The following is a 24,043-nucleotide window of genomic DNA, read 5'->3' as shown; positions in this document are numbered from 1 at the left end:
CACGCGTCACGGTGCTGGTGGCGCTCGCGGCCAATCTGGTGATCGCCGTGGCCAAGGCCATCGGCGGCCTGGCGGCGGGGTCACCGGCCCTGCTGTCCGAAGCGGCCCACTCGGTGGCCGACAGCCTGAACGAGGTGTTCCTGCTCGCGGCCCTGCGCCGCAGCCGCCGCCCCGCCGACCGGCGTCATCCCTTCGGGTACGGCAAGGAGCGGTTCTTCTGGTCGCTCCTCGCGGCCGTCGGGATCTTCGTCATGGGCGGCTGTTTCTCGTTCTTCCAGGGCTTCGAGGCCCTGACGACCGAGACGGAGGAGAAGCTCAGCGGCTATGTGGCCGGTCTGATCGTGCTCGGAATCGCCCTCCTCGCGGAGGGCGGCTCGCTGCTGCGGGCCCTCTATCAGGTGCGACAACAGGGCGGCGCGGGTGCCGGGCTGCGCGATCCGGCTCTGCGGACGGTCGTGGCCGAGGACGGCACCGCCGTGCTCGGCGTCACCCTGGCCATGGTGGGCATGGCGCTGCACATGGTCACCGGACAGGCGGTGTGGGAGGGGTCGGCCTCGATCGCGATCGGTGCGCTGCTGGTCTACGTGGCCTTCCGGCTGGGCCGCGACGCCCGCGACCAGCTGATCGGCGAGGCGGCCGACCCCGAGTCCAGCGGGCGGATCCGCGCGCTGCTGCGGGCACAGCCGGAGATCGACAGTGTGGAGGCGCTGTTCACGATGAAGACCGGACTCGACACGGCTCTGGTGGCCGCTCGCGTCGACCTCGTGCCCGGCATGGACAGCGAGCGCGTCGAGGAGGTCGCCGTGCGCATCAAGCGATCCATCGCCTCCACGGTGCCCGAGGCCGACCAGATCTTTCTCGACGTGACCGACCGTCCCGCCCGCGAGGCAGCGGAAAGCCCCGCCGCGACGGGGGAGCGCGGCGGGGCCTGAACCTCGCGTGCCCCACCGCGGCCGGTTCACACACCCGGGGCGAAAGATTTTTCCGCCGGCTGCCCGCACGGTCCGCCCGCAGAGCTTCGACTGTCCACACGTCCGCCGGCTGAAGGCACGGTCCGCCGGCTGCCCGCACAGGGCAGCCGGCCCGCTGTCAGCCGCCCTCGGTCGGCTCCAGGACGAAGACCGGGATCTCGCGGTCCGTCTTCTTCTGGTAGTCGGCGTACGCCGGGTACGCCGCGACGGCCCGCTCCCACCAGGCCGCCTTCTCCTCGCCGGTGACCTCACGGGCGGTCATGTCCTGCTTCACCGGCCCGTCCTGGAGCTCCACGTGCGGGTGGGCCAGGATGTTGAAGTACCAGACGGGGTGCTTGGGCGACCCGCCGAGGGAGGCCACCGCGGCGTAGCGCCCCTCGTGTTCCACGCGCATCACCGGTGTCTTGCGCAGTTTCCCGCTCCTGGCACCCCGTGAGGTCAAGACGACGACCGGCATCTTCGAGCCCTGAAGCGTCGTCCCCTCCGTACCGCCGGAGCTCTCGTACAGCTCCACCTGCTTGCGCACCCACTGCGTCGGGCTGGGTTCGTACTCGCCTTCGAGAGGCATGGCATCCGTCCCATCGTCGCGTCCGAGGCTCATCGCCACCTGCCATCAACACCCGTGCCCCGGGGAATCATCCGCACCCACGGGATCCGGCAGGATCCGGCCCTCAACCCGGCGCGAGCGCCATCCGTACGGCCAGCGCCGTCATCACCCCGCTCGCCACCCACGCCGTCGCCAGCCGCCCCCGGCGGCCGGTCAGCGCCCGGCCCAGCAGTGCCCCGCTCCCGGCGAGCAGCACCTGCCAGCTCGCGGAGGCGGCGAAGGCGGCCACGACGAACACGCCCTGCTCCACGGGGCCGGCCGGTCCCGTGGCCCGGGAACCGAGCACCAGGGCGGCGAAGTAGACGACGGTGGTGGGGTTCAGCAGGGTGATGCCCAGCAGGCCCAGATAGGCCCGGGCGGGGCTCGGGGGAGCGGGGGCCGACCGGGTGGCGAGACGGTGGCCGCGGTACTCGCGCACCGCGGTCACCGCGCCCCGTGCCGCCAGCGCGAGCAGCACCAGCACGCAGACCCACCGCAGAGGGCCGAGCACGGGCCGCAGCGCGGAGGCCAGGGCCGTACCCCCGAGGGTGGCCGCGAGGGCGTAGAGCCCGTCGGCGGTGGCGACGCCCAGCGCGGCGCAGACGCCCGTGCGCAAGGTGGTGCGTGCGGTGAGGGAGACGAGGTAGGTCCCTACGGCGCCCACCGGTACGGCGATGCCGTACCCGGCGAGCAGCCCCGCGACCAGCGCGGCCGTCATGACCGGGGCGGCGTCGGTCCTCCGCGGCGGCCGGGCTGCTGCTGTCGGCGCGCGGCGGAGGCGACGGCGGACAGCGGCAGCAGAACGGTGAATGCAGGCATGGCCGGATCCTGCGGTCTGCCCCGCCGTGCCGACAACCGGTTTTCGCGTCGGCGCCCCCGCGCCCGGGCCCCGGCGCGGGCGCCGACCCCGCACGGACAGGCCTCCCGCCCCTGTCGTTCGAACGGGAGGACGGCATTCCCCGGCCATGTTGCCGACGTCGGCGATCTGGCCGAACTTCACGTCGCACGGTTAGATGCCTCGGGCATCTAATGAAGATCGGCACGACGCACTACTCGTCTGCGAGGTCTTCATGACGGACACGACCGCACCCGTCGCCTTCCCCCAGAGCCGGACCTGCCCCTACCACCCGCCCGCCGCCTACGACGCACTGCGCACCGAACGCCCCCTGACCCGGATCACCCTCTTCGACGGCCGCGAGGCCTGGCTCGTCAGCGGGCACGCCACCGCCCGCGCCCTGCTGGCCGACCCGCGTCTGTCGTCCAACCGCGACCGCCCCGGCTTCCCCGCCCCCACCAAGCGCTTCGCCGGGATCCGCAACCGCAGAACGGCCCTGCTGGGCGTCGACGACCCCGAGCACCGCGCCCAGCGGCGGATGGTCGTCGGGGACTTCACCCTCAAGCGGGCCGTCGAACTCCGGCCACGCATCCAGCAGATCGTGGACGAACGGCTCGACGCGATGATCGCCCAGGGGCCGCCCGCGGACCTGGTGAGCGCCTTCGCGCTGCCCGTGCCGTCCATGGTGATCTGCGCCCTGCTCGGCGTCCCCTACACCGACCACGACTTCTTCGAGACCCAGTCGCGACGGCTGCTGCGCGGCCCGGAGACCGCCGACGTACTCGACGCCCGCGACCGGCTGGAGACCTACTTCGGCGAACTGATCGACCGCAAGCAGCGGGACCCCGGCACCGGCCTGCTGGACGACCTGGTCCACCGGCAGCTGCGCGAGGGCGACCTCGACCGCGAGGGTCTGATCGCCATGGCCCTCATCCTGCTGGTCGCGGGCCACGAGACGACCGCCAACATGATCTCGCTCGGCACCTTCACCCTGCTCCAGCACCCCGAGCGGCTCGCCGAGCTGCGCGCGGACCCGCGGCTGCTGCCGGCCGCGGTCGAGGAGCTGATGCGGATGCTGTCCATCGCGGACGGCATGCTGCGCCTGGCCGTCGAGGACATCGAGGTGGCGGGGACGACCATCCGCGAGGGCGAGGGCGTGGTCTTCGCGACCTCCGTCATCAACCGCGACGAGACCGTCTACCCCGAGCCGGACACACTGGACTGGAGCCGCCCTGCCCGTCACCATGTCGCGTTCGGCTTCGGCATCCACCAGTGCCTCGGCCAGAACCTCGCCCGCGCCGAGCTGGAGATCGCCCTGCACAGCCTCTTCGACCGGCTGCCCGGCCTGCGCCTGGCCGCCCCGGCCGAGGAGATCCCCTTCAAGCCGGGCGACACCATCCAGGGGATGCTGGAACTCCCCGTGACCTGGTAAGGGCACGCGCACATGCACATCGACATCGACAAGGACGTCTGCATCGGCGCGGGCCAGTGCGCCCTGACCGCCCCGGACGTGTTCACCCAGGACGACGACGGCTACAGCACGGTGCTGCCCGGCGGCGAGGACAGTGGCAGCCCGCTGCTGCGGGAGGCAGCCCGCGCCTGCCCGGTCGGCGCCATCACCGTGTCCGAGACCGTGAGCTGATCCCGGATCTCACCCGGCGTCCAGGAGCCGCCGGGCCGCCTCGCGCGCCCCGGCCGCGGGCTCGGCGCTCCTGGTGACGCCCGCCGTGACCATGGCATCCTCGGCCGGCAGGAACAACCGCACCGGGGAGAACGGTCGTTCTCCCCCGCTGACAGGGAGGATCCATGACCGACCGCCCGCCGCTGCCGCCCTTCACGCGCGAGACCGCCGCACAGAAGGTCCAGGCCGCCGAGGACGCCTGGAACACCCGCGACCCGCACAAGGTCTCCCTCGCCTACTCGCCGGACTCCGTCTGGCGCAACCGCGACACCTTCGTCACCGGCCGCGCCGAGATCGCCGCGTTCCTCACCCGCAAGTGGGAGCGCGAGCAGGAATACGCACTGCGCAAGGACCTGTGGGCCTTCGACGGCAACCGCATCGCCGTCCGCTTCCAGTACGAGTGCCGGGACGCGGACGGGCAGTGGTGGCGCTCCTACGGCAACGAGCTGTGGGAGTTCGACGAGCACGGCCTGATGACCCGGCGTGAGGCGAGCATCAACGACGTGCCGATCGAGGAGAACGAGCGCCGCTTCTTCGGCCCCCGGCCGGAGTCCGAGCGCGAAGACACCTTCCCCGTCCGGTGAGCCCGGGGGAGTCGCTGGGCCGTGTCCGCAAAGTCCCGCCTGCCCCGCGACGCCTGGCACGCTCCCCCCGAGCTCTTCGAGCAGGGGGCACCCCCACTCGCCGCACCGGACGAAGCCCCAAGTACGTCCAGTACGAGGGACTCCGCCCGGCACGCCGAGAGCACGCACCAGACGCCGCGGGGCCCGCCCTCCAGGGCGAACGACGGGACTTTGCGGACACGACCTAGGATTTCCGGGATGACCGAACAGGCCACCCGCAAGCCCTTCCTCTACGTCGTCGTCTGCGCCGCCGGCATCGCCGCGGACGTCGGCGAACTGATCACCGCCGCGCAGGAACGGGACTGGGAGGTGGGCGTCATCGCGACGCCCGTCGCCATGAACGGCTTCTTCGACACCGCCGCCGTCGAGGCCCGAACGGGCCGCCGCATACGCTCCGCCTGGCGCACGCCCGGCGAGCCGCGCCCGTTCCCGGCGCCCGATGCCGTGGTGGTCGCCCCCGCCACCTTCAACACCGTCAACAAGTGGGCGGCAGGCATCGCCGACACCCTCGCTCTGGGCACCCTGTGCGAGGCCGCGGGGCTCGGGGTGCCGATCGCGGTCCTGCCGTGCGTGGCGGACGCCCTGGCCTCCCACCCCGCCTACCGGGACAGCCACGAACGGCTGCGGGGGATGGGCGTGCGGTTCGCAGAGCCCTACGCGGGAGAGCCGGGGGAGGACGGCGGGCGGCCGGAGTTCGGGTGGAAGCGAGCCCTGGACCTGGTCGAACGCCGCTGACGAATCGGCCCGGGCCACACGCGGACGGTCCGTCAGGCGGCCCGCCCGGCCTCGTCTTCGAGCGCACACGAAGACGTACGCTCCCCGTGGAACCTTCCCGACGGCAGGAGCAACAACGATGCAGTACGTGAAGCTCGGTTCGACGGGCCTGGACGTCTCACGGATCTGTCTGGGGTGCATGACCTACGGGCTGCCCGACCGCGGCACTCACGAGTGGACCCTCGACGAGGAGGCCTCGCGCCCGCTGATCCGCCAGGCCGTCGAGGCGGGCATCAACTTCTTCGACACGGCCAACGTCTACTCCGACGGCACCAGCGAGGAGATCGTCGGCCGGGCCCTGCGCGACTTCGCCCGCCGCGACGAGATCGTCCTCGCGACGAAGGTGCACGGCCGGATGCGGCCCGGACCGAACGGCAGCGGACTGTCCCGCAAGGCGATCATGACCGAGCTCGACCAGAGCCTCACCCGCCTCGGCACCGACTACGTCGACCTCTACCAGATCCACCGGTTCGACCCGCACACCCCGATCGAGGAGACGATGGAGGCCCTCCACGACGTCGTCAAGGCGGGCAAAGTCCGTTACATCGGAGCCAGTTCGATGTACGCCTGGCAGTTCTCCAAGGCCCAGTACACCGCCCGTCTGAACGGCTGGACGCCCTTCGTCTCCATGCAGAACCACTACAACCTGATCTACCGCGAGGAGGAGCGCGAGATGCTCCCCCTGTGCGCGGACCAGGGCGTGGGCGTCCTGCCCTGGAGCCCGCTCGCCCGCGGCCGTCTCACCCGGGACTGGGACACCACGACCGAGCGCAGCGCCACCGACGCCTTCGGCGACAGCCTGTACCAGGAGGGCGACCGCACCATCGTCGAGGCGGTCACCCGCATCGCCGGGGAGCGGGGCGTCCCCCGCGCGCAGGTCGCCCTCGCCTGGCTGCTCCACCAGCCCACGGTGACCGCCCCGATCGTCGGCGCCTCCAAGCCCGGGCACCTGGAGGACGCGGTGGCCGCGGTGGAGATCCGGCTGAGCGACAAGGAGCTGGAGGAACTCCAGAGCCCGTACGGTCCCCATCCCATCGCCGGGCACTGAACGCGACGGCCCGAAGGTCAGTGGGGCCCCTGCGATGCGAACTCCGTTCCGCAGGGGCCCGCCCCCTCGCTCTCCGCCAGCTCGACCCTGGCCCCGCTCATCGTCAGCGTCCGGTAGAACCGCCCGATCCGCTCCGTCGACCGGCCCACGTAGTGCCCGATGAACGACCGCCGGAACCGCTCGGCCGCCCGGTTCGGCTGCGATCCGTGCACCAGGCTCCCGTTGAAGAACAGGACGTCGCCCGGCGCCATGTCCACCGGCACCGGCGCCAGCCCCGCCGGCGGGGGAACGTACTCCCGGGCGAAGGACACGTCCGCGTCGGCCTGCTCCGGGCAGAACAGGTCCATGCGGTGCGTGCCCGGCACGACCTCCAGCCCGCCGTTCTCCCGGTCGATCACGTCGCAGGCCACCCAGGCCGCCACACACGTGCCCGGCTCCACCTTGAGGTAGAAGTTGTCCTGGTGCAGCGCCTGCCCCCGGGCCCCCGGCGGCTTGAAGTAGAACATGCTCTGCGCGGCCAGCACCTCCTCACCGAGCAGCGCCTCCAGAACCGTCCGCAGCCGGGCGTCGAGCAGGACCTCACGCCCGAGGTCGTTGATCTCGTGCGGGTGCATCACCCGGGGCCACACGTGCAGGGGATCCGCATCCGGCCCGTCCACCGCGCGCGGCTCGAAGTGCCCGGGCACCGGACCGGCCGCCCGCAGTGCCGCGAACGCCCCGCACAGCCGGTCGATCTCGTCGGCCCCGAAGAGCCCCCGCACCACCGTGAAGCCGTGCTCCTCGAACCCCTCCCGGTACCGCCGGAGCCCTTCGCGGTCCACGATGGAGGCGCCGACGGCGCCGTTGCCCGTGACTGTCATGTACGTACTCCTCGGTCGGGTGTCCTCGGTCGCAAACGCTAGGCCGCGAGGCCATCGAGGAGGATGCCCGTGCATGCTGAGGGATTGCCTGGGAGTGCTGCGGAGGGCAGCACCGGGAATGCCGGGGAGCCCGGGAACGCCGAGGACACCGAGAAGACCGGGAACGCCGAGGGCACCGGGGAGCCCGGGAACGCCGAGGGCACCGGCGAGCCCGGGAACGCCGAGGGCACCGCATACGCAGGGAACGCCGGGGATCCCGCACCGCCGCCCGGGCTGGTCGTGCTGGGCCACTTCGACCAGACGCCCGGGTACGGCGTCAACCGCCCGCAGGGATCCGCGAGCTGGCTCTTCACCTGGACCACCGCAGGCCGGGGCCGACTGTGGCAGGGCGGTGCGCACACCTCGGCCGGCGCGGGCGCACTGGTCGTGCTCGCCCCGGGCGTCCCGCACGGCTACGGCGTCGAGCCCGGCGCCCGGCACTGGCGGTTCTGGTGGGCGCACTGCCAGGCCCGCCCGTCCTGGGCCGCGTGGCTGCGGCCGCACGCCGCCGGTCACGGGATGTACGTGGTCACCTCCGCTCCGGCCGGGGTGCACGGCCGCGTCGAGGCGGCGTTCCGGCGGATGCACGCCGACGCCCGCTGGACCGGCACCGAAGCACCGCCCGAGGGGTCGCCCCCGGACGGGCAGGTCGCCGTGGCCCACGGCAGCGCTGCCCGCGAACTGGCCCTGTGCGCACTGGAGGAGATCGTCCTCCTCACCACCGCCGCCGCCCGGCCGACGGCTCCCCGGCCCGGCCTCGACGCACGGATCCGTCGCGCACAACAGCTGATCGACGCCGACCCGGGCGCCCCGCACACCGTCCACTCTCTCGCGGAGGGCGTCGCACTGTCGCCGTCCCGCTTCGCCCACCTGTTCAGCAGCCAGCTCGGCCGCTCGCCCATGCGGGCCCTGCGCGAGGCACGGCTGCGCCATGCCGCCCGGCTGCTGGAGAGCACCGACCTGCCCGTGGAACGCGTCGCCGCTGCCTCGGGTTTCGTCAGCCCGTTCCACTTCAACCGCGCCTTTCGCGAGCGCTACGGGGCGCCACCCGGGGCGTACCGCACGACGCACGGCGATGCGACCGGCTGAGCACCGCTATTGGTTTCGCCGCAGACCCCGAAAGGCCGGTGCACAAACGCCGCCGACCGTGTGAGCTGCTGCTCAGGGGGTGACTCAATGGTTTCCGGGTGACCGGCGGGGCGGGTAAATGTCAGTCGTAAAGAAAGGGACAGACGGCACGGAAATGCCTTTCGCGCCACTGGCTGACTTCTTGTCAAAAGGCGCTGCCGGGCCGCGCAATGCGCGAAACCGCAAGATCTCTTGTTCCCTTCCCCTGACCTGTGCAAAGGTGTGTCATGTCGGCGTGCCCCCACACGCCTTTCTTTCGTATGCGCGAGGCCGCCGGCCGGCATACCCCTTGGTACGGACTTTATTCCGCATGTCCTTGAGAGGAATGCAGCCGTGAAAGACGCAGGCCCGTCGAATTCCCCGGCCTCGGCCCGCGGGTTCGGCGCGACGGACGAGCAACTGAGCGCGGAGCTCAGGAAGTGGACCGGGGCGACGCCCGCACTCCACCCCGTCGGCGAACTGCTGGACCGGCACTGGGAGGCGGCCTTCGCCTACGCCCGGCTGTGCACCGACGGTCCGCGCTCCGCGGGCATGCTCACCACCGCGGCGTTCACCCGGCTCTTCGGCGAGACCCTCCGGCAGAACGGCCCGACCTCCGCGTGGCGGTCCCATCTGCTCGTCACCGTGCGGCGTATCGCGGCCGAGTGGGCGGGCGACCACCGGTGCGACATGCTCCACCCGGAGCTGCTGGCCGGCACCGGCGAGGGGGAGCGGCTCGCCTCCCGTCTGCTGCCGTCGCGGCACCGGCGCCTGCTGTCCGGGGCCTTCCAGCGGCTGCCCCAGTCCGCCCGCTGCCTGCTGTGGCACGTCGAGGTCGAGACCGAACCGCTCGCGTCCCCGGCCGCGTTGCTCGGTCTGGACGAGGAGGGCGCGCGCGTCGAACTGGACCGGGCCCGGGACCGGCTGCGCGAGGAGTGCCTCCAGCTCCACCGTGAACTGGCCCCCGACGAGGAGTGCCGGCGCTATCTGCGCCTGCTCGACGTGACGTACCGGCGTGGGGGCCTCGACATCGACCCCGATCTACGCGCGCATATCGAGGGCTGCGGGCACTGCAGCGTCGCCGCGGACCAGCTCGACCAGTTCAACCACGGCCTCGGCGTCGCCCTGTCGGAAGGGGTGCTGGGCTGGGGCGGGCGGGGGTATGCGGAGAGCCGGATCAGCGAGGCGGGGGACCACGCAGGGGGTGGGCGTGCCGTGGAGCGCGAGCGGCACGGGGGAGTGGCCGGTGCGGCCGCCGCCGGGGCCCCGGCAGCCGCGGCGCGCGAGCTGTTCCCGGATCCGGTGGCCCTGGCGCGGGAGGTCTTCCCGGAGCCGGCCGGTATGGCGTACGAGATCATTCCGGACCCGGCCCGTGCGGTACGTGAGGCTTTCCCGGGGCCGACCGGTGAGGCGAGCGAGGTCTTTCCGGGGCGGATGGGCGAGGCGCGTGAGGGCGTTCCGGGGCCGACGGGTGAGGCACGCGAGGGCTTCCCGGCCCCGCCGCGTGCGCCGCGCGAGGTGTCTCCGGGTCCGGCCCGTGCGGCGCGCAGGGGCTTGACGAAACCGGCCCGTGCGGTGCGCAAGGGCTTGACGGATTCCGCCCGTGCGGCCCGCGAGGGCCTTGCGGATCCGACCGGTGCGGTGCGAGTGGGCTTTTCCGGCCCGGCCGGCACTGCGGGTGAGGAGTTCCCTGCCCCACCGCATGCAGCGCGTGACGCTTTTCCCGGGCCGGCCGGCGAGGGGCGTGAGGTCTTCCCGGACCCGGTCGCCCTCACCGGCGCGGTCGGGGAGTCGTTCACCGAGCCGGGCGGCCCGGCGGCCGTACCGCCGCCCGTTCCCAGGGCCGAGAGCGGTGACCCGGCCGCGGACGCGGCACGGGCTCCGGCCGACGCGGGCCGCTCCCTGCCGGTGGAGACCGTGATCCCGGCCCCCCGACCCGAAGGCTCGCGCACCGCCGCCCGGAGGTCGGCCAGATCCGCCCACAAGGCGGCCCGCCGTGTCGCCAGGCGGCGCCATCTCACCGCGGGCATCCTGACCGTCGGCGGCCTCGTCGTCCTGCCCCTGGTCCTGTGGTCCACCGGCGACTCCGGCGACAGCGCCCCGGCCGGCGCGGACCGGCCCGCCGGGGAGGCACCCGAGGCGAACGCCGGCGACGGGAGCACCGACCCGTCCCGGACCGGCGCGGGCGACGCACGGCAGGGCGCCCTGCGCGGCCGGCTGCACAACGTGGCCTCGGACCTGTGCGTCGGCATCGACGGCACGAAGGCCGTCGAGGGCGGCGAGGCCGAGCTGACGACCTGCTCCGCGGACGCCGCCCAGCAGTGGACGTACGAGACCGACGGACTGCTGCGCAACGGCGCCGCGCCGGACCTGTGCCTGGACTCGCAGCTCGGCTACTCGGTGCGGCTGGCCCCCTGCGCGGGTGCCTCCCGGCCGGACCCGAAGAGCATCCGCTACGACTTCACCCTGCAGGGCGCCCTCGTGCCCCGCTGGGACCAGGACCTCGCCCTGGCCCCCGCCGCGACCGACGGCTCGGGAGCCCTGGTCCTCAAGGCCCGGACGGACGACGAGGTCCAGCGCTGGGTGATCGACACCGCCAAGGCCGACCTCCAGATGCAGGCCGTCACCTGGAACGCCACCGTTCCGGCAGTCCGCTCGGCACCCGCACCGGCCCCGTCTCCCGCACCGCCGAAGACGCCCGCGCCCACCCCGACCCCCTCCCCGGCCTCCTCGGCCCCGGAGCCTACGCCGAGCAGCCCGGCCGCCACCGACTCGTCCTGCCACCGCTACGGCTACTACTGCGACTCCGACGGCCGGTACGGCAACCCCGGCTACGGCTACCCCGGATACGGGTACGGCCACGGCGGCTACGGCTACGGCTACGGCTACGACGGAGACGGCCGACGCTGACTGGGCGTGGGCTCAGACGCCGACGACGGTCAGCGACAGCCACAGGGCGGCCACGGCCGACACCAGCGCCGCCGGTACGGCGAGCAGCCCGAGCCGTGTGAACTCGCCGAGCCCGACCCGGTGCCCGTCCTGCTGGACGATCCGCCGCCACAGCAGGGTCGCCAGCGATCCGGCGTAGGTCAGGTTGGGGCCGATGTTCACACCGAGCAGGACCGCCAGCACGGCACCGGGACCGGACCCGGCGGTCAGGGGCAGCAGCACCAGCACCGCGGGCAGGTTGTTGATCAGGTTCGCCAGGACGGCGGCCAGAGCGGCCACGCCCAGCAGTGTCAGCAGCCCCGTGCCGTCGGGCAAGACACTCCGCAGCGCGTCGGCCAGCCCGTGGTCGACGACCGCACGCACGACGACGCCGAGCGCGAGCACGAACGCCAGGAACGCCGGGGCCGCCGATCGCACCACCGTGAGCGGCGTGGCCCGGCGCCGCACCAGCGCCCGCCCGGCCAGCACCAGAGCGCCGGCCGTCGCGGCCCAGGCCGGGGCGATCCCCACGGCGGAGGCGACGACGAACCCGGCGAGCGTGCAGCCGACGGTGACGAGGGCGAACAGCGGGAGCGGTTCGGGACGTGGGGCGGGGTCGGGGGAGGGCACGGGCGCCGCGAGTTCGTCGTCGAAGAAGCGGCGGAACACCAGGTACTCGGCGGCGATGGCGACGAGCCAGGGCAGCGCCATCAAGGCCGCGAAGCGGGTGAAGCTCAGCCCGCTCGCGGTGAAGGCCAGCAGGTTGGTGAGGTTGGAGACCGGCAGCAGCAGCGAGGCGGTGTTCGACAGATGGGCGCACGCGTACAGGTGCGGCCGTGCCTGCACGCCCATGCGGGTGGCGGTGGCGAGCACCACCGGAGTCAGCAGGACGACCGTGGCGTCCAGACTGAGTACGGCCGTGATGACGGACGCGAGCGCGAAGACCGCGGTCAGCAGCCGTGTGGGACGCCCCGCCGCCCAGCGGGCCATCCACGCCCCGCAGGCGGTGAAGAGCCCTTCGACGTCACAGAAGTGGGCGAGCACCAGCACGGCGGCAAGGAAGCCGACCACGGGCCCGAGCCGCTGGATCTCCTCCCAGGCGTGCTCCGGCGAGATCACCCCGAGGGCGATGGCGAGCCCGGCGGCGGGCACGGCCAGCACGGCCTCGGGCAGGCCCTTCGGGCGGGCGACGGCCCAGACGAGCACGGCGGCCAGCAGTGTCACGGACAGGACTTCGGCGAGCGGGGCGTTCAGGGCGGGGTCCTCCGGAGCGTGATCTGGGCGTGCCCGCCCATGAAACCAGGCGCTGGTAAGAGAACCTTCGCGAGCCCCGTCCCGGGCAGGGCCCGCTGTGGTCATGGGCGCTGTCAGGGGGCACCGGCCGACGCGGGCCGCCCGCCTGCCGGCGCGGATCGCGCGCCCACATCCGGCCGTCGAGCAGACCGGCTCTGCCGGGTCGTCCGTGGGTTCGGGAGCGTGCGCTTCGTCCTCGACCGTCGAGCAGGTCAGGATCTGCCGGGATCGTCCGTGGGCTCGGGAACGTGTGCTCAGAGCTCTTCGCCGAGCAGGGCCAGCTCCGCCCAGATCGTCTTGCCCTCGCCGGTGTGCCTGCTGCCCCACCGCTGGGTGAGCTGGGCGACCAGGAGCAGACCGCGGCCGCCCTCGTCCCAGGTCTTCGCCCGGCGCAGGTGCGGTGCCGTGTGGTTGGTGTCGGACACCTCGCAGATCAGCGTGGCCGCGTCATGGATCAGCCGGAGCCGTATGGGCGGCGCGCCGTAACGGATGGCGTTGGTGACCAGCTCGCTGACCACCAGCTCCGCGGTGAACGTGGCTTCGAGCAGCCCCCAGCGTTCCAGCTGGTCGACGACCTGCTTGCGGATGGGGGCCACCAGTGCCGGGTCGGCGGGGATGTCCCAGGTGGCGACCTGGGCGGACGGCAGGCCGCGGGTGCGGGCCAGCAGCAGGGCCACGTCGTCGCTGGAGCCGCCCGGCGGGAGGAGGGTGTTCAGCACGCGGTCGCAGGTCTCGTCCAGGGAGGCGGAGGAAGCCGACAGGGCCTCGCGGAGCATCCGGCCGCTCGTGTCGACGTCCCGCTCGCGGCTCACGAGCAGCCCGTCCGTGTGGAAGGCCAGGACGCTGCCCTCGCGCAGCTCCACCTCGGCGGCCTCGAACGGCAGCCCCCCGACGCCCAGCGGTGGCCCCGAGGGCAGATCGAGCTGGTGCGCCGGGCCGCCCGGCGGCACCAGCAGGGGCAGAGGATGCCCGGCCCGGGCCAGGGTGCAGCGCCGTGACACGGGGTCGTACACCGCGTACAGGCACGTCGCGCCCACCTCTCCGGTGTCGTCGTCCCCGCCGGACTCCTCCGACAACCGGACGACGAGGTCGTCGAGGTGCGTGAGCAGCTCGTCGGGCGCCAGGTCGATGTCGGCGAGCGTACGGACGGCGGTGCGCAGCCGGCCCATGGTGGCCGACGCCTGGATGCCGTGGCCGACGACGTCTCCCACGATCATGGCGACCCGCATCCCCGAGAGCGGGATCACGTCGAACCAGTCGCCGCCCACGCCGGAGCGGGTGGCCGGCAGGTAGCGGGAGGCGGCTTCCACCGCCGCCGTGTGCGGCAAGGTGCGGGGCAGCAGGCTGCGCTGGAGCGTGAGGGTCGTCTCGCGCTCACGGGAGTAGCGGCGCGCGTTGTCGATGCAGACGGCGGCCCGGGCCGTGACCTCCTCGGCCAGCAGCACGTCATCGGGGGTGAACGCCTCGGGGCGCCGGAAACGGGTGAAGACCGCCACGCCGAGGGTCGTGCCACGGGCCTGGAGCGGGACGGACATCGTGGAGTGGATGCCGTACTCCTGGATCCGCTGGAAACGCGCCGGGTCCCATGCCAGCCACCGCTCGAGGTCGCCCGACGCGCCCGAGGCCACGACCGTGTGCCCCGCGACCAGGGAGGCGGCCTGCGGGGAGTTCTCCGGGTAGACGTCCACCTGTCCCGGCTCGGCGACGGCCTCCGGGCTGCCCTTGTTGACCGACTGGTGGGCGGTCCGGCGCAGGCTCAGCGGCGGGATCGGTGGCCCGGCGGGCTCACCGGCGAGCTCCCGCGGGTCGAGCAGGTCGACGCTGACGAAGTCGGCGAGCGCCGGCACGCACACGTCCGCCAGCTCCTGGGCCGTACGGGTGACGTCGAGGGTGGTGCCGATGCGCACGCTCGCCTCGTTGACCAGCTGCAGCCGTTCCCGCGAGCGGTACTGGTCGGAGAAGTCGTGGGCCGTCACGCACACGCCCCGCACCTGGCCGGTGCCGTCGGTGAGCGGTGCCATCCTGGCCAGCCAGGCGTGTGCCGCCCGGCTCTCGCCGGTCGCCTTCATGTACGTCTGCATGTCCTGCCGTCGGCCCGTGCGCAGCACCCGGCGCAGATTCTCCTCGAGCTCGGCGTTGGGTGGCCGACTGCCGATGTCGGTGGGCTTCAGGCCCAGCATCCGGCCGGCGGGCAGGGCCAGGAGGTCCGCCATCGCCTCGTTGACGCCGCGCAGCCGCAGCCGCCCGTCGAAGATCATCGTGGCGCAGGGCGACTGCGTCAGGGCCATGCGCACCAGCGGGTCGTCCGGAAGCCCCAGGTCGGCGGCCTCCGGCGGGGACACCGCCAGCCAATCGGTCGCCTCGGCCCCGTCGGGCGGTCTGCGGTGGGCGAGCACCCACAGGGACACCGGGTGGCCGTCGCGATGACGCAGGGTGAGTGTGCCGCTCCAGCGGGAGTCGTCCGGCACGGACGGCCGGTCCGCGCCGTCGGCCAGCAGTGCGGCGGCCGGGCGGCCCACGACCTCGGCGGCCGTGTGCCCCAGCAGACGGCGGGCGCCCTCGCTCCACTCGGTGAGCGTGCCGTCGACGGCGATGACGGCGCGGGCTGCCACGCCATCGTCGAACCCCTCGTCCGGACTCATCGTCGCGACTCCATACGGACACTCACAGTGAACAGGGAAGTCAGTTGAGTTCCAGCGTAGTCCGTAGGCGCCCGGCGTGGACCGGTAACCCCCGCGCCGCCTTCCCGGCAGGGGGCGAGGCACAGATCCGGCCGAAGTGATCGCCGAGGCAGAAGGGTCCCGCCGCCCCCTTGACGGCCGGGCATGACGCCTCGACAGAATCTGTTTGTTCGCGATCAGTTGTGAGTACTTCTGGGCCCTTGTGAGGGAGAGTTCCATGTCGGTCACGCGCAGATCGGTCCTGCTCGCCACCGCGGCCACGCCCGCGGCCGGAGCGTTGCTCGGTGCCCCGGAAGCGTGGGCCGCCGGGGAGGGGCGCGGCGCGCCCGGCCGCCGGACCGTCGCGCTGCGCGACGGCTGGCGCTTCGCGCTGGTGAACCCGGGCGGCATCACCGACCCGACCGGCGCCTACGCCGACGCCCACCGTCCCGGCTACGACGACTCCGGATGGCGCGAGACCGCCGTCCCGCACGACTGGAGCATCGAGCAGACCCCCACCACCGAGCACGGCACCACCAGCGGCACCGGCTTCCTGCCCGGGGGCCTCGGCTGGTACCGCCTGGCCTTCACCCTGCCGCCCACCCTCGCCGGCAAGCGCGTCTCGGTGGAGTTCGACGGCGTCTACATGGACTCCACCGTCTACTGCAACGGTACGGAGGCCGGCCGCCACCCCTACGGCTACACCGGCTTCGCCCTCGACCTCACCGACCTGGTGCACACCGACGGCACCACCGAGAACGTGATCGCCGTCGAGGTCCGCAACCGGCTCCCCAGCAGCCGCTGGTACTCGGGCAGCGGCATCTACCGCGAGGCCCGCCTGGTGATCACCGAGCCGGTGCACGTGGCCCGCTGGGGCACCCGCGTCACCACACCGCAGATCTCCGCCGAGCGTGCCGTCGTACGGGTGGCCACCTCCGTCGTCAACGCCTTTGGCGAGGGCACGGACGTCGAGGTGGTCTCCCGGATCGTCGACCGCAAGGGACGGACGGTCGCCCGTACCTCCACCACCGCGGCCGTCACCGGCGAGCACACCGAGAACCACGAACTGACGGTGAGTAGACCGGAGTTGTGGGACTTCGCCACACCCCACCGCTACACCCTGCACACCGAACTGCGCGTCGACGGCCGAACCACCGACACCTACCGCACGGTCTTCGGCTTCCGCACCTTCCGCTTCGACCCGGACGAGGGCTTCTCCCTCAACGGCACCCACCACAAGATCAAGGGCGTCGACCTCCACCACGACCTGGGCGCACTCGGCGCCGCCGTGAGCATCGACGCCGTCCGGCGGCAGCTGGAGATCATGCGCTCCATGGGCGTCAACGCCCTGCGCACCTCGCACAACCCGCCCGCGCCCGAGGTGATCCAGGTCTGCGAGGAGCTCGGCGTCGTCATGCTGGTGGAGGCGTTCGACTGCTGGCGCACCGGCAAGAACCGGTACGACTACGGCCGCTTCTTCGACGAGTGGTGCGAGAAGGACGCCACCGAGATGGTGCTGGCGGCCCGCAACTCGCCCGCCGTGCTGAGCTGGTCCATCGGCAACGAGGTCCCCGACTCCACCTCCACCGCCGGCCTCGCCATGGCCGACCGGATCATCGGCGCGATCAGGGCCGCCGACGACACCCGCCCGCTGGTCATCGGCTCCGACAAGTACCGCCGCCTGCCCGCCAAGGGCTCCGCGGCCGACCTGATGCTGGCCAAGCTGGACGGCCTCGGCCTCAACTACAACACCGCCAAGTCGGTGGACCAGCTGCACGCGGCCTACCCGCACCTGTTCCTCTTCGAGTCGGAGTCCTCCTCGGAGACCTCCACCCGCGGCGCCTACCAGGAGCCCGAGCACCTCAACACCGGCGAGAACCACACCCCGGGCAGACGCGCGACCTCCTCCTACGACAACAACCTCGCCTCCTGGACCATGAGCGGCGAGTACGGCCACAAGAAGGACCGGGACCGCAAGTGGTTCGCCGGGCAGTTCCTCTGGTCCGGCATCGACTACATCGGCGAACCCACGCCCTACGACGTCTTCCCCGTCAAGGCGTCCTTCTTCGGGGCGGTCGACACGGCGGGCTTCCCGAAGGACATGTACCACCTGTTCCGCAGCCAGTGGACCAGCGAGCCGATGGTCCACCTGCTGCCGACGACCTGGAACCACGCCAAGGGCGACACGGTCGAGGTCTGGGCGTACGCGAACGTCGGCACCGTCGAGCTGTACCTCAACGGCAGGTCCCTCGGCGTACGGCGGTTCGACACCAAGAAGACCGTCGACGGCCGCCCGTACCTGGAGACGACCGAGGCGACCGGTGACGACAAGACCTTCACCGACGGCCCCCACCCCGGCAGCTACACCAGCCCCAACGGCAGCGCGGGCAAACTCCACCTGACCTGGCGGGTCCCCTTCGAACCGGGCGAGCTGAAGGCCGTCGCACGGCGGGGCGGCAAGGTGGTCGCCACCGACGTGCTGCGCACCGCGGGAGCCCCGCACGCGATACGCCTCACCGCGGACCGCGAGGCCGTCGCCGCGGACGGCCGCTCCCTGGTCTTCGTGACCGCCGAGGTCGTCGACCGGCACGGGGTGGTGGTGCCCGACGCGGAGCACCTGCTGTCCTTCACGGTGACAGGAGGTTCCCTCGCCGGACTCGACAACGGCAGACAGGAGAGCGCCGAGCGCTACCAGGCGAGTACCCGGACCGCTTTCCACGGCAAGGCCCTCGCCATCGTCCGATCCGGTACGAAGGCCGGCGCGGTGAAGGTGACCGCTCGCGCCGGGGGGCTGCGCGCGGGCACGGCGACCGTGCGGGCCACCCGGGCCGCGGACCGGGCCGAGACCGCGCCGCCGGCCTTCGAGCCCGAGCACCCGGCCCCCGTCGGCCGCCCGTACGCGGACGCCGGCTACTCCGGCCGCCCGGACACCCTCCCCGCCGCCATGCTCGACGGCGACCCGGCCACCGGCTGGTCCAACGGCTTCTTCAAGGAGGCCACGGCCCTGCTGCCGGCTTTCGACGGTGCGCGGGCTAAGGACTGGGTCTCGGTCGACCACGGGCGCACCCGCGGCTACGACCGGGTGGACGTCTCCTTCACCGTGGACGCCGCGCACAGTCTGCCCGCGGCGATCGAGGTGGCGGTGTGGGACGGCCGCGCGTGGCAGGCGGCGCGGGACACCGAGATCCGCTGGGCGGCCGCCTCCGACACTCCCACCGTGATCACGTTCAAGGCTCTCCGCGGCTCCCGGATCCGGCTGACCCTGACGAGCCGCCACCCCGGCGAGCCCCGCGGGGCGATCCGCATCAGCCGGCTGGACGCCCCGGCCGCCTGAGCCCCGGGCGTCACGGTCCGGACGGCGGCGAACAGCCAGTCCTGTCCGGACCGTTGACGGGGCGTCACATCTGCCACAACCATGTCCTGCGTCCGCATCTGGGAGCGCTCCCACATCGAGCGCCACCCGCACCTCCCGGAGGAGCCCAGACGTGAAACGACGCAGAACCGCCCTGTTGTCCCTGACGGCCCTGCTGGCCACCGCGCTCACCGCGCTGCCGTCGGCGCCCGCCGGGGCCGACGAGGTCGAGCAGGTCAGGAACGGCACCTTCGACACCGACACCGCACCCTGGTGGACGACCGGCAACGTCACCGCGGGCGTCTTCGACGGCCGGCTCTGTGCCGACGTCCCCGGCGGCACCACCAACCGCTGGGACGCAGCCGTCGGGCAGAACGACATCACCCTCGTGAAGGGGGAGTCGTACCGCTTCTCCTTCAGCGCGACCGGGACGCCCGCCGGGCACGTGGTGCGGGCGATCGTGGGCCTGTCGGTGTCGCCGTACGACACCTACCACGAGGTGTCGCCGCAGCTCAGCGTCTCCGGCGACACCTACTCCTACACCTTCACCTCGCCCGTCGACACCGCGCAGGGCCAGGTCGGCTTCCAGCTCGGCGGCAGCGCGGATCCCTGGCGCTTCTGCATGGACGACGTGTCGCTGCTCGGCGGGGTGGCGCCGGATCCGTACGAGCCCGACACCGGTCCCCGGGTCCGCGTCAACCAGGTCGGCTACCTGCCGGCCGGGCCCAAGAACGCCACGCTGGTCACCGACGCCACGGCGAAGCTGCCCTGGCAGCTCAGGAACGCCGGCGGAAAGGTGGTCGCCCGGGGCACGACCCTGCCGCGCGGCGTCGACGCCTCCTCCGGGCAGAACGTCCACTCGATCGACTTCGGCGCCTACCGCACCAAGGGCTCGGGCCTCACGCTCGTGGCCGACGGTGAGACCAGCCGCCCCTTCGACATCGACGCGAGCGCCTACGAGCGGCTCCGCCTCGACTCGGCGAAGTACTACTACACCCAGCGCAGCGGCATCGCGATACGCGACGACCTGCGGCCCGGCTACGGCCGCCCGGCCGGACACGTGGGTGTGGCCCCCAACAAGGGCGACACCGCCGTGCCCTGTCAGCCCGGCGTGTGCGACTACACCCTCGACGTCAGCGGCGGCTGGTACGACGCAGGCGACCACGGCAAGTACGTCGTCAACGGCGGCATCTCCACCTGGGAACTGCTCAGCACCTACGAACGCGCCCGCACCGCCCGCACCGGACAGGCGGACAAGCTCGGGGACGGCACGCTCGCCATCCCGGAGAGCGGCAACAAGGTGCCCGACATCCTCGACGAGGCCCGCTGGGAGCTGGAGTTCCTGCTGAAGATGCAGGTGCCCGACGGCAAGCCGCTGGCCGGCATGGCGCACCACAAGATGCACGACGAGCAGTGGACCGGCCTGCCGCTGATGCCGGGCGACGACCCGCAGAAGCGTGAACTGCACCCGCCGTCCACCGCCGCCACCCTCAACCTGGCCGCCACGGCCGCGCAGGCCGCCCGTCTCTACCGGCCCTACGACAGGACGTTCGCCGGCAAGGCCCTGGCCGCCGCCCGCAAGGCCTGGTCGGCGGCGCTCGCCCACCCCGACCGCCTCGCCTCGGAGAGCGACGGCATCGGCGGCGGCGCCTACCCCGACAGCGACGTCACCGACGACTTCTACTGGGCGGCGGCCGAGCTGTACCTGTCCACCGGGGAGAAGCGGTACGAGGAGTACGTCCTGAAGTCCCCGGTCCACACGGCCGACCTCTTCAAGCCCCTCGGCTTCGACTGGGCCCGCACCGGCGCGGCGGGGCGGCTCGACCTGGCGACCGTGCCGAACAGGCTGCCCGGCCGGGACGCGGTGCGCCGGTCCGTCGTCAAGGGCGCCGACCGCTACCTGGCCACCCTCAGGGCGCATCCCTACGGTATGCCGTACGCGCCCGACGGCCACACCTACGACTGGGGCTCCAGCCACCAGGTCCTCAACAACGCCGTCGTCCTCGCCACCGCGTACGACATCACCGGCGCCTCGAAGTACCGTGACGGCGCGCTGCAGAGCATGGACTACATCCTGGGCCGCAACGCACTGAACATCTCCTACGTCACCGGCTACGGCGAGGTCAGCGCGCACAACCAGCACAGCCGCTGGTACGCCCACCAGCTGGACCCCGCTCAGCCCAACCCGCCGAAGGGCACCCTCGCGGGCGGGCCGAACTCGAGCATCCAGGACCCCTACGCACAGAGCAAACTCCAGGGCTGCGTCGGCCAGTTCTGCTACATCGACGACATCCAGTCCTGGTCGACCAACGAGCACACGATCAACTGGAACGCCGCCCTGACCCGCATGGCCTCCTTCGTGGCGGACCAGGCATAGGAATCAGGCGCAGGGGCCGGGCGCAGGGTCCGGGCAGTGGTGCCGCGTGCCGGGGGAGTCCGCCGGGAGGACGCCTCCGGCACGCGCGCGTAGCCTGGTGTCATGCCAGCGGTGCGGGTCGACGGCATCGAGGTCGTGTACGACCGGGTGGGCCAGGGCCCGCCCCTCGTGCTCGCGCACGGCGCCACCACGGACGCCAGGCTGTTCCGCCCCCAGGCCGAGGACCTGGCCGACGAGTTCACCGTCGTCGCCTGGGACGAGCCGGGCGCAGGCCGCTCCTCGGACGTCCCGCCCGGCTTCACGCTGGCGGACTACGCCCGCTGCCTGGCGGCCGTCATCGAGGACGTGGACCTCGGCCCCGCCCACGTCCTGGGCGCCTCCTGGGGCGGGACCGTCGTGCTGGAGCTCTACCGGCACCACGCCGAACTCGTCCGGACGCTGCTTCTCGTCGACACCTACGCGGGCTGGAAGGGCTCGCTGCCGGCGGCGGAGGTGCGGTCCCGGGCCGAGGGGGCGGAGCGGATGCTCGCGGTCCCGGCCGAGACGTTCGCACCGACCATGCCGGGTCTGTTCGCCGGGCAGCCACCCGCCGAAGCCGTGCGCCTGCTGTCAGTGATGTCGGCCGACACCCGGCCCCAGAGCATGCGGACCGAGCTCACCGTCATGGTCGAGGCCGACCAGCGGGACCTGCTGCCGAAGATCGCGGTACCGACGCTCCTGCTGTGGGGCGAGCTCGATACCCGCTCACCCGTGGAGCCCGTGGCCCACCAGTTCCTCGAAGCGATCCCGCGGGCCACGCTGGTCGTGCTCCCGGGCATCGGGCACCTCAGCAACATCGAGGCGCCGGAGCCGTTCAACCGGACCGTCCGGGAGTTCTGCCGCGCCCACTCCTGACCGGCCGCGCGGTCCCGGCGGCCGGGCCCGCGCGGCGGGTGCGGCCGACGCCTGCGGGGCCCGGCCGACGCGGGCGGCACCCGGATCCCTCTGCTCGGCGCGTCACTCGGCCGCCCTCGGCAGATGGGCGAGCTTGTCGGGGTTGGCCACGACGTAGATGCCGCGCACCCGGTCGCCCTGCGGGGTGAGGTCCAGGACCAGGACGGCGAACGGCGCATCACCGTCGAACAGCACCGCCGCGTCGTCGCCGTTGACGCGCCGGTAGCGCCAGACCGGGTGGTCCGGGCCGCCCCGCCCGGCGGTGAGCAGCCGGGCCACCTTGTCCCGGCCGTGCACCGGGCGCAGACCGGCCCGCCGGCGCCGGCCGCCCGCGTCGGTCCACGCCGTGACGTCCGGCGCCAGCACCTCCATCAGCTCGGCGATGTCCCCGCCGAGCGCCGCCCGCACGAACCGCTCGGTCGCCTCCCGCCGCACGCGCGGATGCGCCTCGTACCGCGGCCGTCGCGCGTGCACGTGCTCCCGGGCCCGGTGCGCCAACTGGCGTACGGCGGCGGGGGAGCGGTCGATGACCTCCGCGATCTCGGCGTGCGGGTAGCCGAACACCTCGCCCAGCACGAACACGGCCCGCTCCAGCGGTGTCAGCGACTCCAGGACCACCAGCATCGCCAGCGACACCGACTCGGAACGCAGGGCCGGGGTCTCGGCGGTCTCGGTGTCCTCCGGGGCGACCAGTGGCTCGGGGAGCCACGGACCGACGTACGTCTCCTGCCGGCGGTTGATCACGGCACGGCGGCGCAGCGCGTGGTTGACGGCCACCCGGACGAGGTAGGCGCGGGGGTTGTCGACGCCGGCCAGGGGGGCGCCCCCGCCGCGGGCCGTCCAGGACAGCCATGTCTCCTGCAGGACGTCCTCGGTGTCCGCGACACTGCCGAGGATGTTGTACACGACGCCGAACAGCAGCTCGCGGTGGTCGACGAACACCCGGGTCGCCGCGTCGAGCGGGGCGTCGGTGCCGGGTACGGAGCTCTGGGTCATGCGTGGGCCTCCCGTGGACGTGCTCACCACTGCGAGCCGGACAGGGCCCCGGAATGTGACATCCGAGGGCCCGTTGTGACCCACATCTCAGGCCGTCCCCCTCCCCGGTACCTTCCGGAAGCCATGCTGACCTGGGGGTATTTACGAGTCAGTACCCGAGCGGTACCGTGATGACATGCCAGCTCTCAACGTGGAGTTCAGCGACCGCGAACTTGAGGACCTCAGGCAGATCGCCAAGGAGCGCGGTACGTCCATGAAGGCGCTCGTGCGGGAAGCGGCCGCGGCCGACATAGCCCGTCACCGGGCCCTGCAGGAGGGCGCGGAGGCCTTCCGCCGGTTCTTCGCCACCCACGCCGACGAGTTCGCCGCCGCGTTCCCCGACGACGAACCGCCCGCCAAGGGCGAAGGGCGGGCCGCCTGACCCATGGCGCCCGTGATTCATATCGATGTGCCCTGGCTGCTCCAGCGCCATGAAGAGGTGCTGCCGGACCAGCCCACCGTCAACGACTTCTCCGCACTGGTCGCCGCGGTCGCCCGGCACCGCGTCGACCCGCCGCGCCTCGGAGTGAACTCCGACCCGGCCTGGCGGGCCGCCGCGCTGCTGCACACCATCACCGTGCTCCGGCCGCTGCCCTCGGCCAACGCCCGCTTCGCCTGCGCGACCGCCGTGGCGTACATGTTCGTCAGCGGCGTCGGCATCGACCCGCCCTACGGCGCCCTCGTCGACCTGGCGCGCGACCTGCTGTCCGGCACCACCGACGTCTACGGCGCGGCGGACCGGCTGCGCTCCTGGCAGATCTGAGGAAGCGGACCCGATGCCCGATTCACACAGGCCGCAGGGAAATGTCGAAAACGGGTGCGAAGTGCGCACATTCGTTCCCCGTTTCTGACTTTCTGTCAATGGTGGGGATGTTGTCCGGGCGCCTTGTTGGCCGTGTGGGGGTTGTGCAAGAGTGAAACACGCGTGCGGGGGGAATGGC

19 protein-coding genes are annotated in these 24,043 nt (G+C 72.7%); 13 read left to right on the top strand and 6 right to left on the bottom strand.

The features are described from left to right. Positions 1-11: 11 nt before the first annotated feature. The gene (locus FDO69_RS30640) at positions 12-932 is read left to right on the top strand and encodes a cation diffusion facilitator family transporter (RefSeq protein WP_104784375.1); all 921 of its coding nucleotides are present in this window, start codon (positions 12-14) and stop codon (positions 930-932) included. Positions 933-1,089: 157 nt separating this feature from the next. Here the strand turns inward: FDO69_RS30640 and FDO69_RS30635 are convergent, their stop codons facing one another. Both FDO69_RS30635 and FDO69_RS30630 read right to left on the bottom strand, forming a co-directional pair. Continuing rightward, on the bottom strand, positions 1,090-1,539 hold the full coding sequence (locus FDO69_RS30635; RefSeq protein ID WP_104784373.1) for a nitroreductase family deazaflavin-dependent oxidoreductase: 450 nt from the start codon (positions 1,537-1,539) through the stop codon (positions 1,090-1,092). 103 nt (positions 1,540-1,642) lie between these two features. Next, positions 1,643-2,275, bottom strand: coding sequence for a LysE family transporter (locus FDO69_RS30630; protein WP_104784370.1), 633 nt, complete (start codon positions 2,273-2,275; stop codon positions 1,643-1,645). Between the two features lie 352 nt (positions 2,276-2,627). Here FDO69_RS30630 and FDO69_RS30625 point away from each other — a divergent pair, with 352 nt between their 5' ends. The 5 genes from FDO69_RS30625 (at position 2,628) to FDO69_RS30595 (ending at position 6,518) form a co-directional block, all read left to right on the top strand. After that, on the top strand, positions 2,628-3,824 hold the full coding sequence (locus FDO69_RS30625) for a cytochrome P450 (protein ID WP_104784367.1): 1,197 nt from the start codon (positions 2,628-2,630) through the stop codon (positions 3,822-3,824). A gap of 12 nt (positions 3,825-3,836) precedes the next feature. After that, complete coding sequence (locus FDO69_RS30620) at positions 3,837-4,034, top strand: ferredoxin (RefSeq protein WP_104784365.1); 198 nt, start codon at positions 3,837-3,839, stop codon at positions 4,032-4,034. Between the two features lie 164 nt (positions 4,035-4,198). Continuing rightward, a complete protein-coding gene (locus FDO69_RS30610) occupies positions 4,199-4,657 on the top strand; it encodes a nuclear transport factor 2 family protein (protein WP_104784362.1) in 459 nt (152 codons plus the stop codon). Between the two features lie 237 nt (positions 4,658-4,894). Beyond that, on the top strand, positions 4,895-5,431 hold the full coding sequence (locus FDO69_RS30600; RefSeq protein WP_104784356.1) for a flavoprotein: 537 nt from the start codon (positions 4,895-4,897) through the stop codon (positions 5,429-5,431). A gap of 118 nt (positions 5,432-5,549) precedes the next feature. Then, positions 5,550-6,518 (top strand): aldo/keto reductase, encoded by a 969-nt coding sequence (locus tag FDO69_RS30595; protein ID WP_104784353.1) that lies wholly within the window; start codon positions 5,550-5,552, stop codon positions 6,516-6,518. 17 nt (positions 6,519-6,535) lie between these two features. On the opposite strand, the gene FDO69_RS30590 is transcribed toward FDO69_RS30595, so the two are convergent. Next, positions 6,536-7,378 (bottom strand): phytanoyl-CoA dioxygenase family protein, encoded by an 843-nt coding sequence (locus tag FDO69_RS30590; protein ID WP_104784350.1) that lies wholly within the window; start codon positions 7,376-7,378, stop codon positions 6,536-6,538. A gap of 273 nt (positions 7,379-7,651) precedes the next feature. Here FDO69_RS30590 and FDO69_RS30585 point away from each other — a divergent pair, with 273 nt between their 5' ends. Next, the gene (locus FDO69_RS30585; protein ID WP_104784648.1) at positions 7,652-8,506 is read left to right on the top strand and encodes a helix-turn-helix domain-containing protein; all 855 of its coding nucleotides are present in this window, start codon (positions 7,652-7,654) and stop codon (positions 8,504-8,506) included. A gap of 372 nt (positions 8,507-8,878) precedes the next feature. Then, on the top strand, positions 8,879-11,434 hold the full coding sequence (locus FDO69_RS43135; RefSeq protein ID WP_234388182.1) for an RICIN domain-containing protein: 2,556 nt from the start codon (positions 8,879-8,881) through the stop codon (positions 11,432-11,434). A 12-nt stretch (positions 11,435-11,446) separates the two neighbouring features. On the opposite strand, the gene FDO69_RS30575 is transcribed toward FDO69_RS43135, so the two are convergent. Beyond that, a complete protein-coding gene (locus tag FDO69_RS30575; protein ID WP_104784645.1) occupies positions 11,447-12,706 on the bottom strand; it encodes an SLC13 family permease in 1,260 nt (419 codons plus the stop codon). Between the two features lie 293 nt (positions 12,707-12,999). Then, a complete protein-coding gene (locus FDO69_RS30570) occupies positions 13,000-15,387 on the bottom strand; it encodes a SpoIIE family protein phosphatase (protein WP_104784347.1) in 2,388 nt (795 codons plus the stop codon). Between the two features lie 256 nt (positions 15,388-15,643). On the opposite strand from FDO69_RS30570, the gene FDO69_RS30565 reads away from it, so the two are divergent. The 3 genes from FDO69_RS30565 (at position 15,644) to FDO69_RS30555 (ending at position 22,028) form a co-directional block, all read left to right on the top strand. Continuing rightward, positions 15,644-18,739 (top strand): glycoside hydrolase family 2 TIM barrel-domain containing protein, encoded by a 3,096-nt coding sequence (locus tag FDO69_RS30565; RefSeq protein WP_104784344.1) that lies wholly within the window; start codon positions 15,644-15,646, stop codon positions 18,737-18,739. Positions 18,740-18,890: 151 nt separating this feature from the next. Next, a complete protein-coding gene (locus FDO69_RS30560; RefSeq protein WP_104784341.1) occupies positions 18,891-21,134 on the top strand; it encodes a glycoside hydrolase family 9 protein in 2,244 nt (747 codons plus the stop codon). A 102-nt stretch (positions 21,135-21,236) separates the two neighbouring features. Then, the gene (locus FDO69_RS30555; protein ID WP_104784338.1) at positions 21,237-22,028 is read left to right on the top strand and encodes an alpha/beta fold hydrolase; all 792 of its coding nucleotides are present in this window, start codon (positions 21,237-21,239) and stop codon (positions 22,026-22,028) included. A gap of 102 nt (positions 22,029-22,130) precedes the next feature. On the opposite strand, the gene FDO69_RS30550 is transcribed toward FDO69_RS30555, so the two are convergent. Beyond that, positions 22,131-23,063 (bottom strand): sigma-70 family RNA polymerase sigma factor, encoded by a 933-nt coding sequence (locus FDO69_RS30550; protein ID WP_104784335.1) that lies wholly within the window; start codon positions 23,061-23,063, stop codon positions 22,131-22,133. 175 nt (positions 23,064-23,238) lie between these two features. Here FDO69_RS30550 and FDO69_RS30545 point away from each other — a divergent pair, with 175 nt between their 5' ends. Then, a complete protein-coding gene (locus tag FDO69_RS30545) occupies positions 23,239-23,484 on the top strand; it encodes a hypothetical protein (RefSeq protein WP_030845137.1) in 246 nt (81 codons plus the stop codon). A 3-nt stretch (positions 23,485-23,487) separates the two neighbouring features. Further along, the gene (locus tag FDO69_RS30540; RefSeq protein WP_031110699.1) at positions 23,488-23,865 is read left to right on the top strand and encodes a hypothetical protein; all 378 of its coding nucleotides are present in this window, start codon (positions 23,488-23,490) and stop codon (positions 23,863-23,865) included. Positions 23,866-24,043: the final 178 nt, after the last annotated feature.

Source organism: Streptomyces tibetensis, assembly GCF_007655005.1.
GTDB classification, from domain to species: domain Bacteria; phylum Actinomycetota; class Actinomycetes; order Streptomycetales; family Streptomycetaceae; genus Streptomyces; species Streptomyces tibetensis.
Note: the sequence above shows the minus strand (reverse complement) of the source record. Positions and strands in the feature narration are given on the sequence as shown.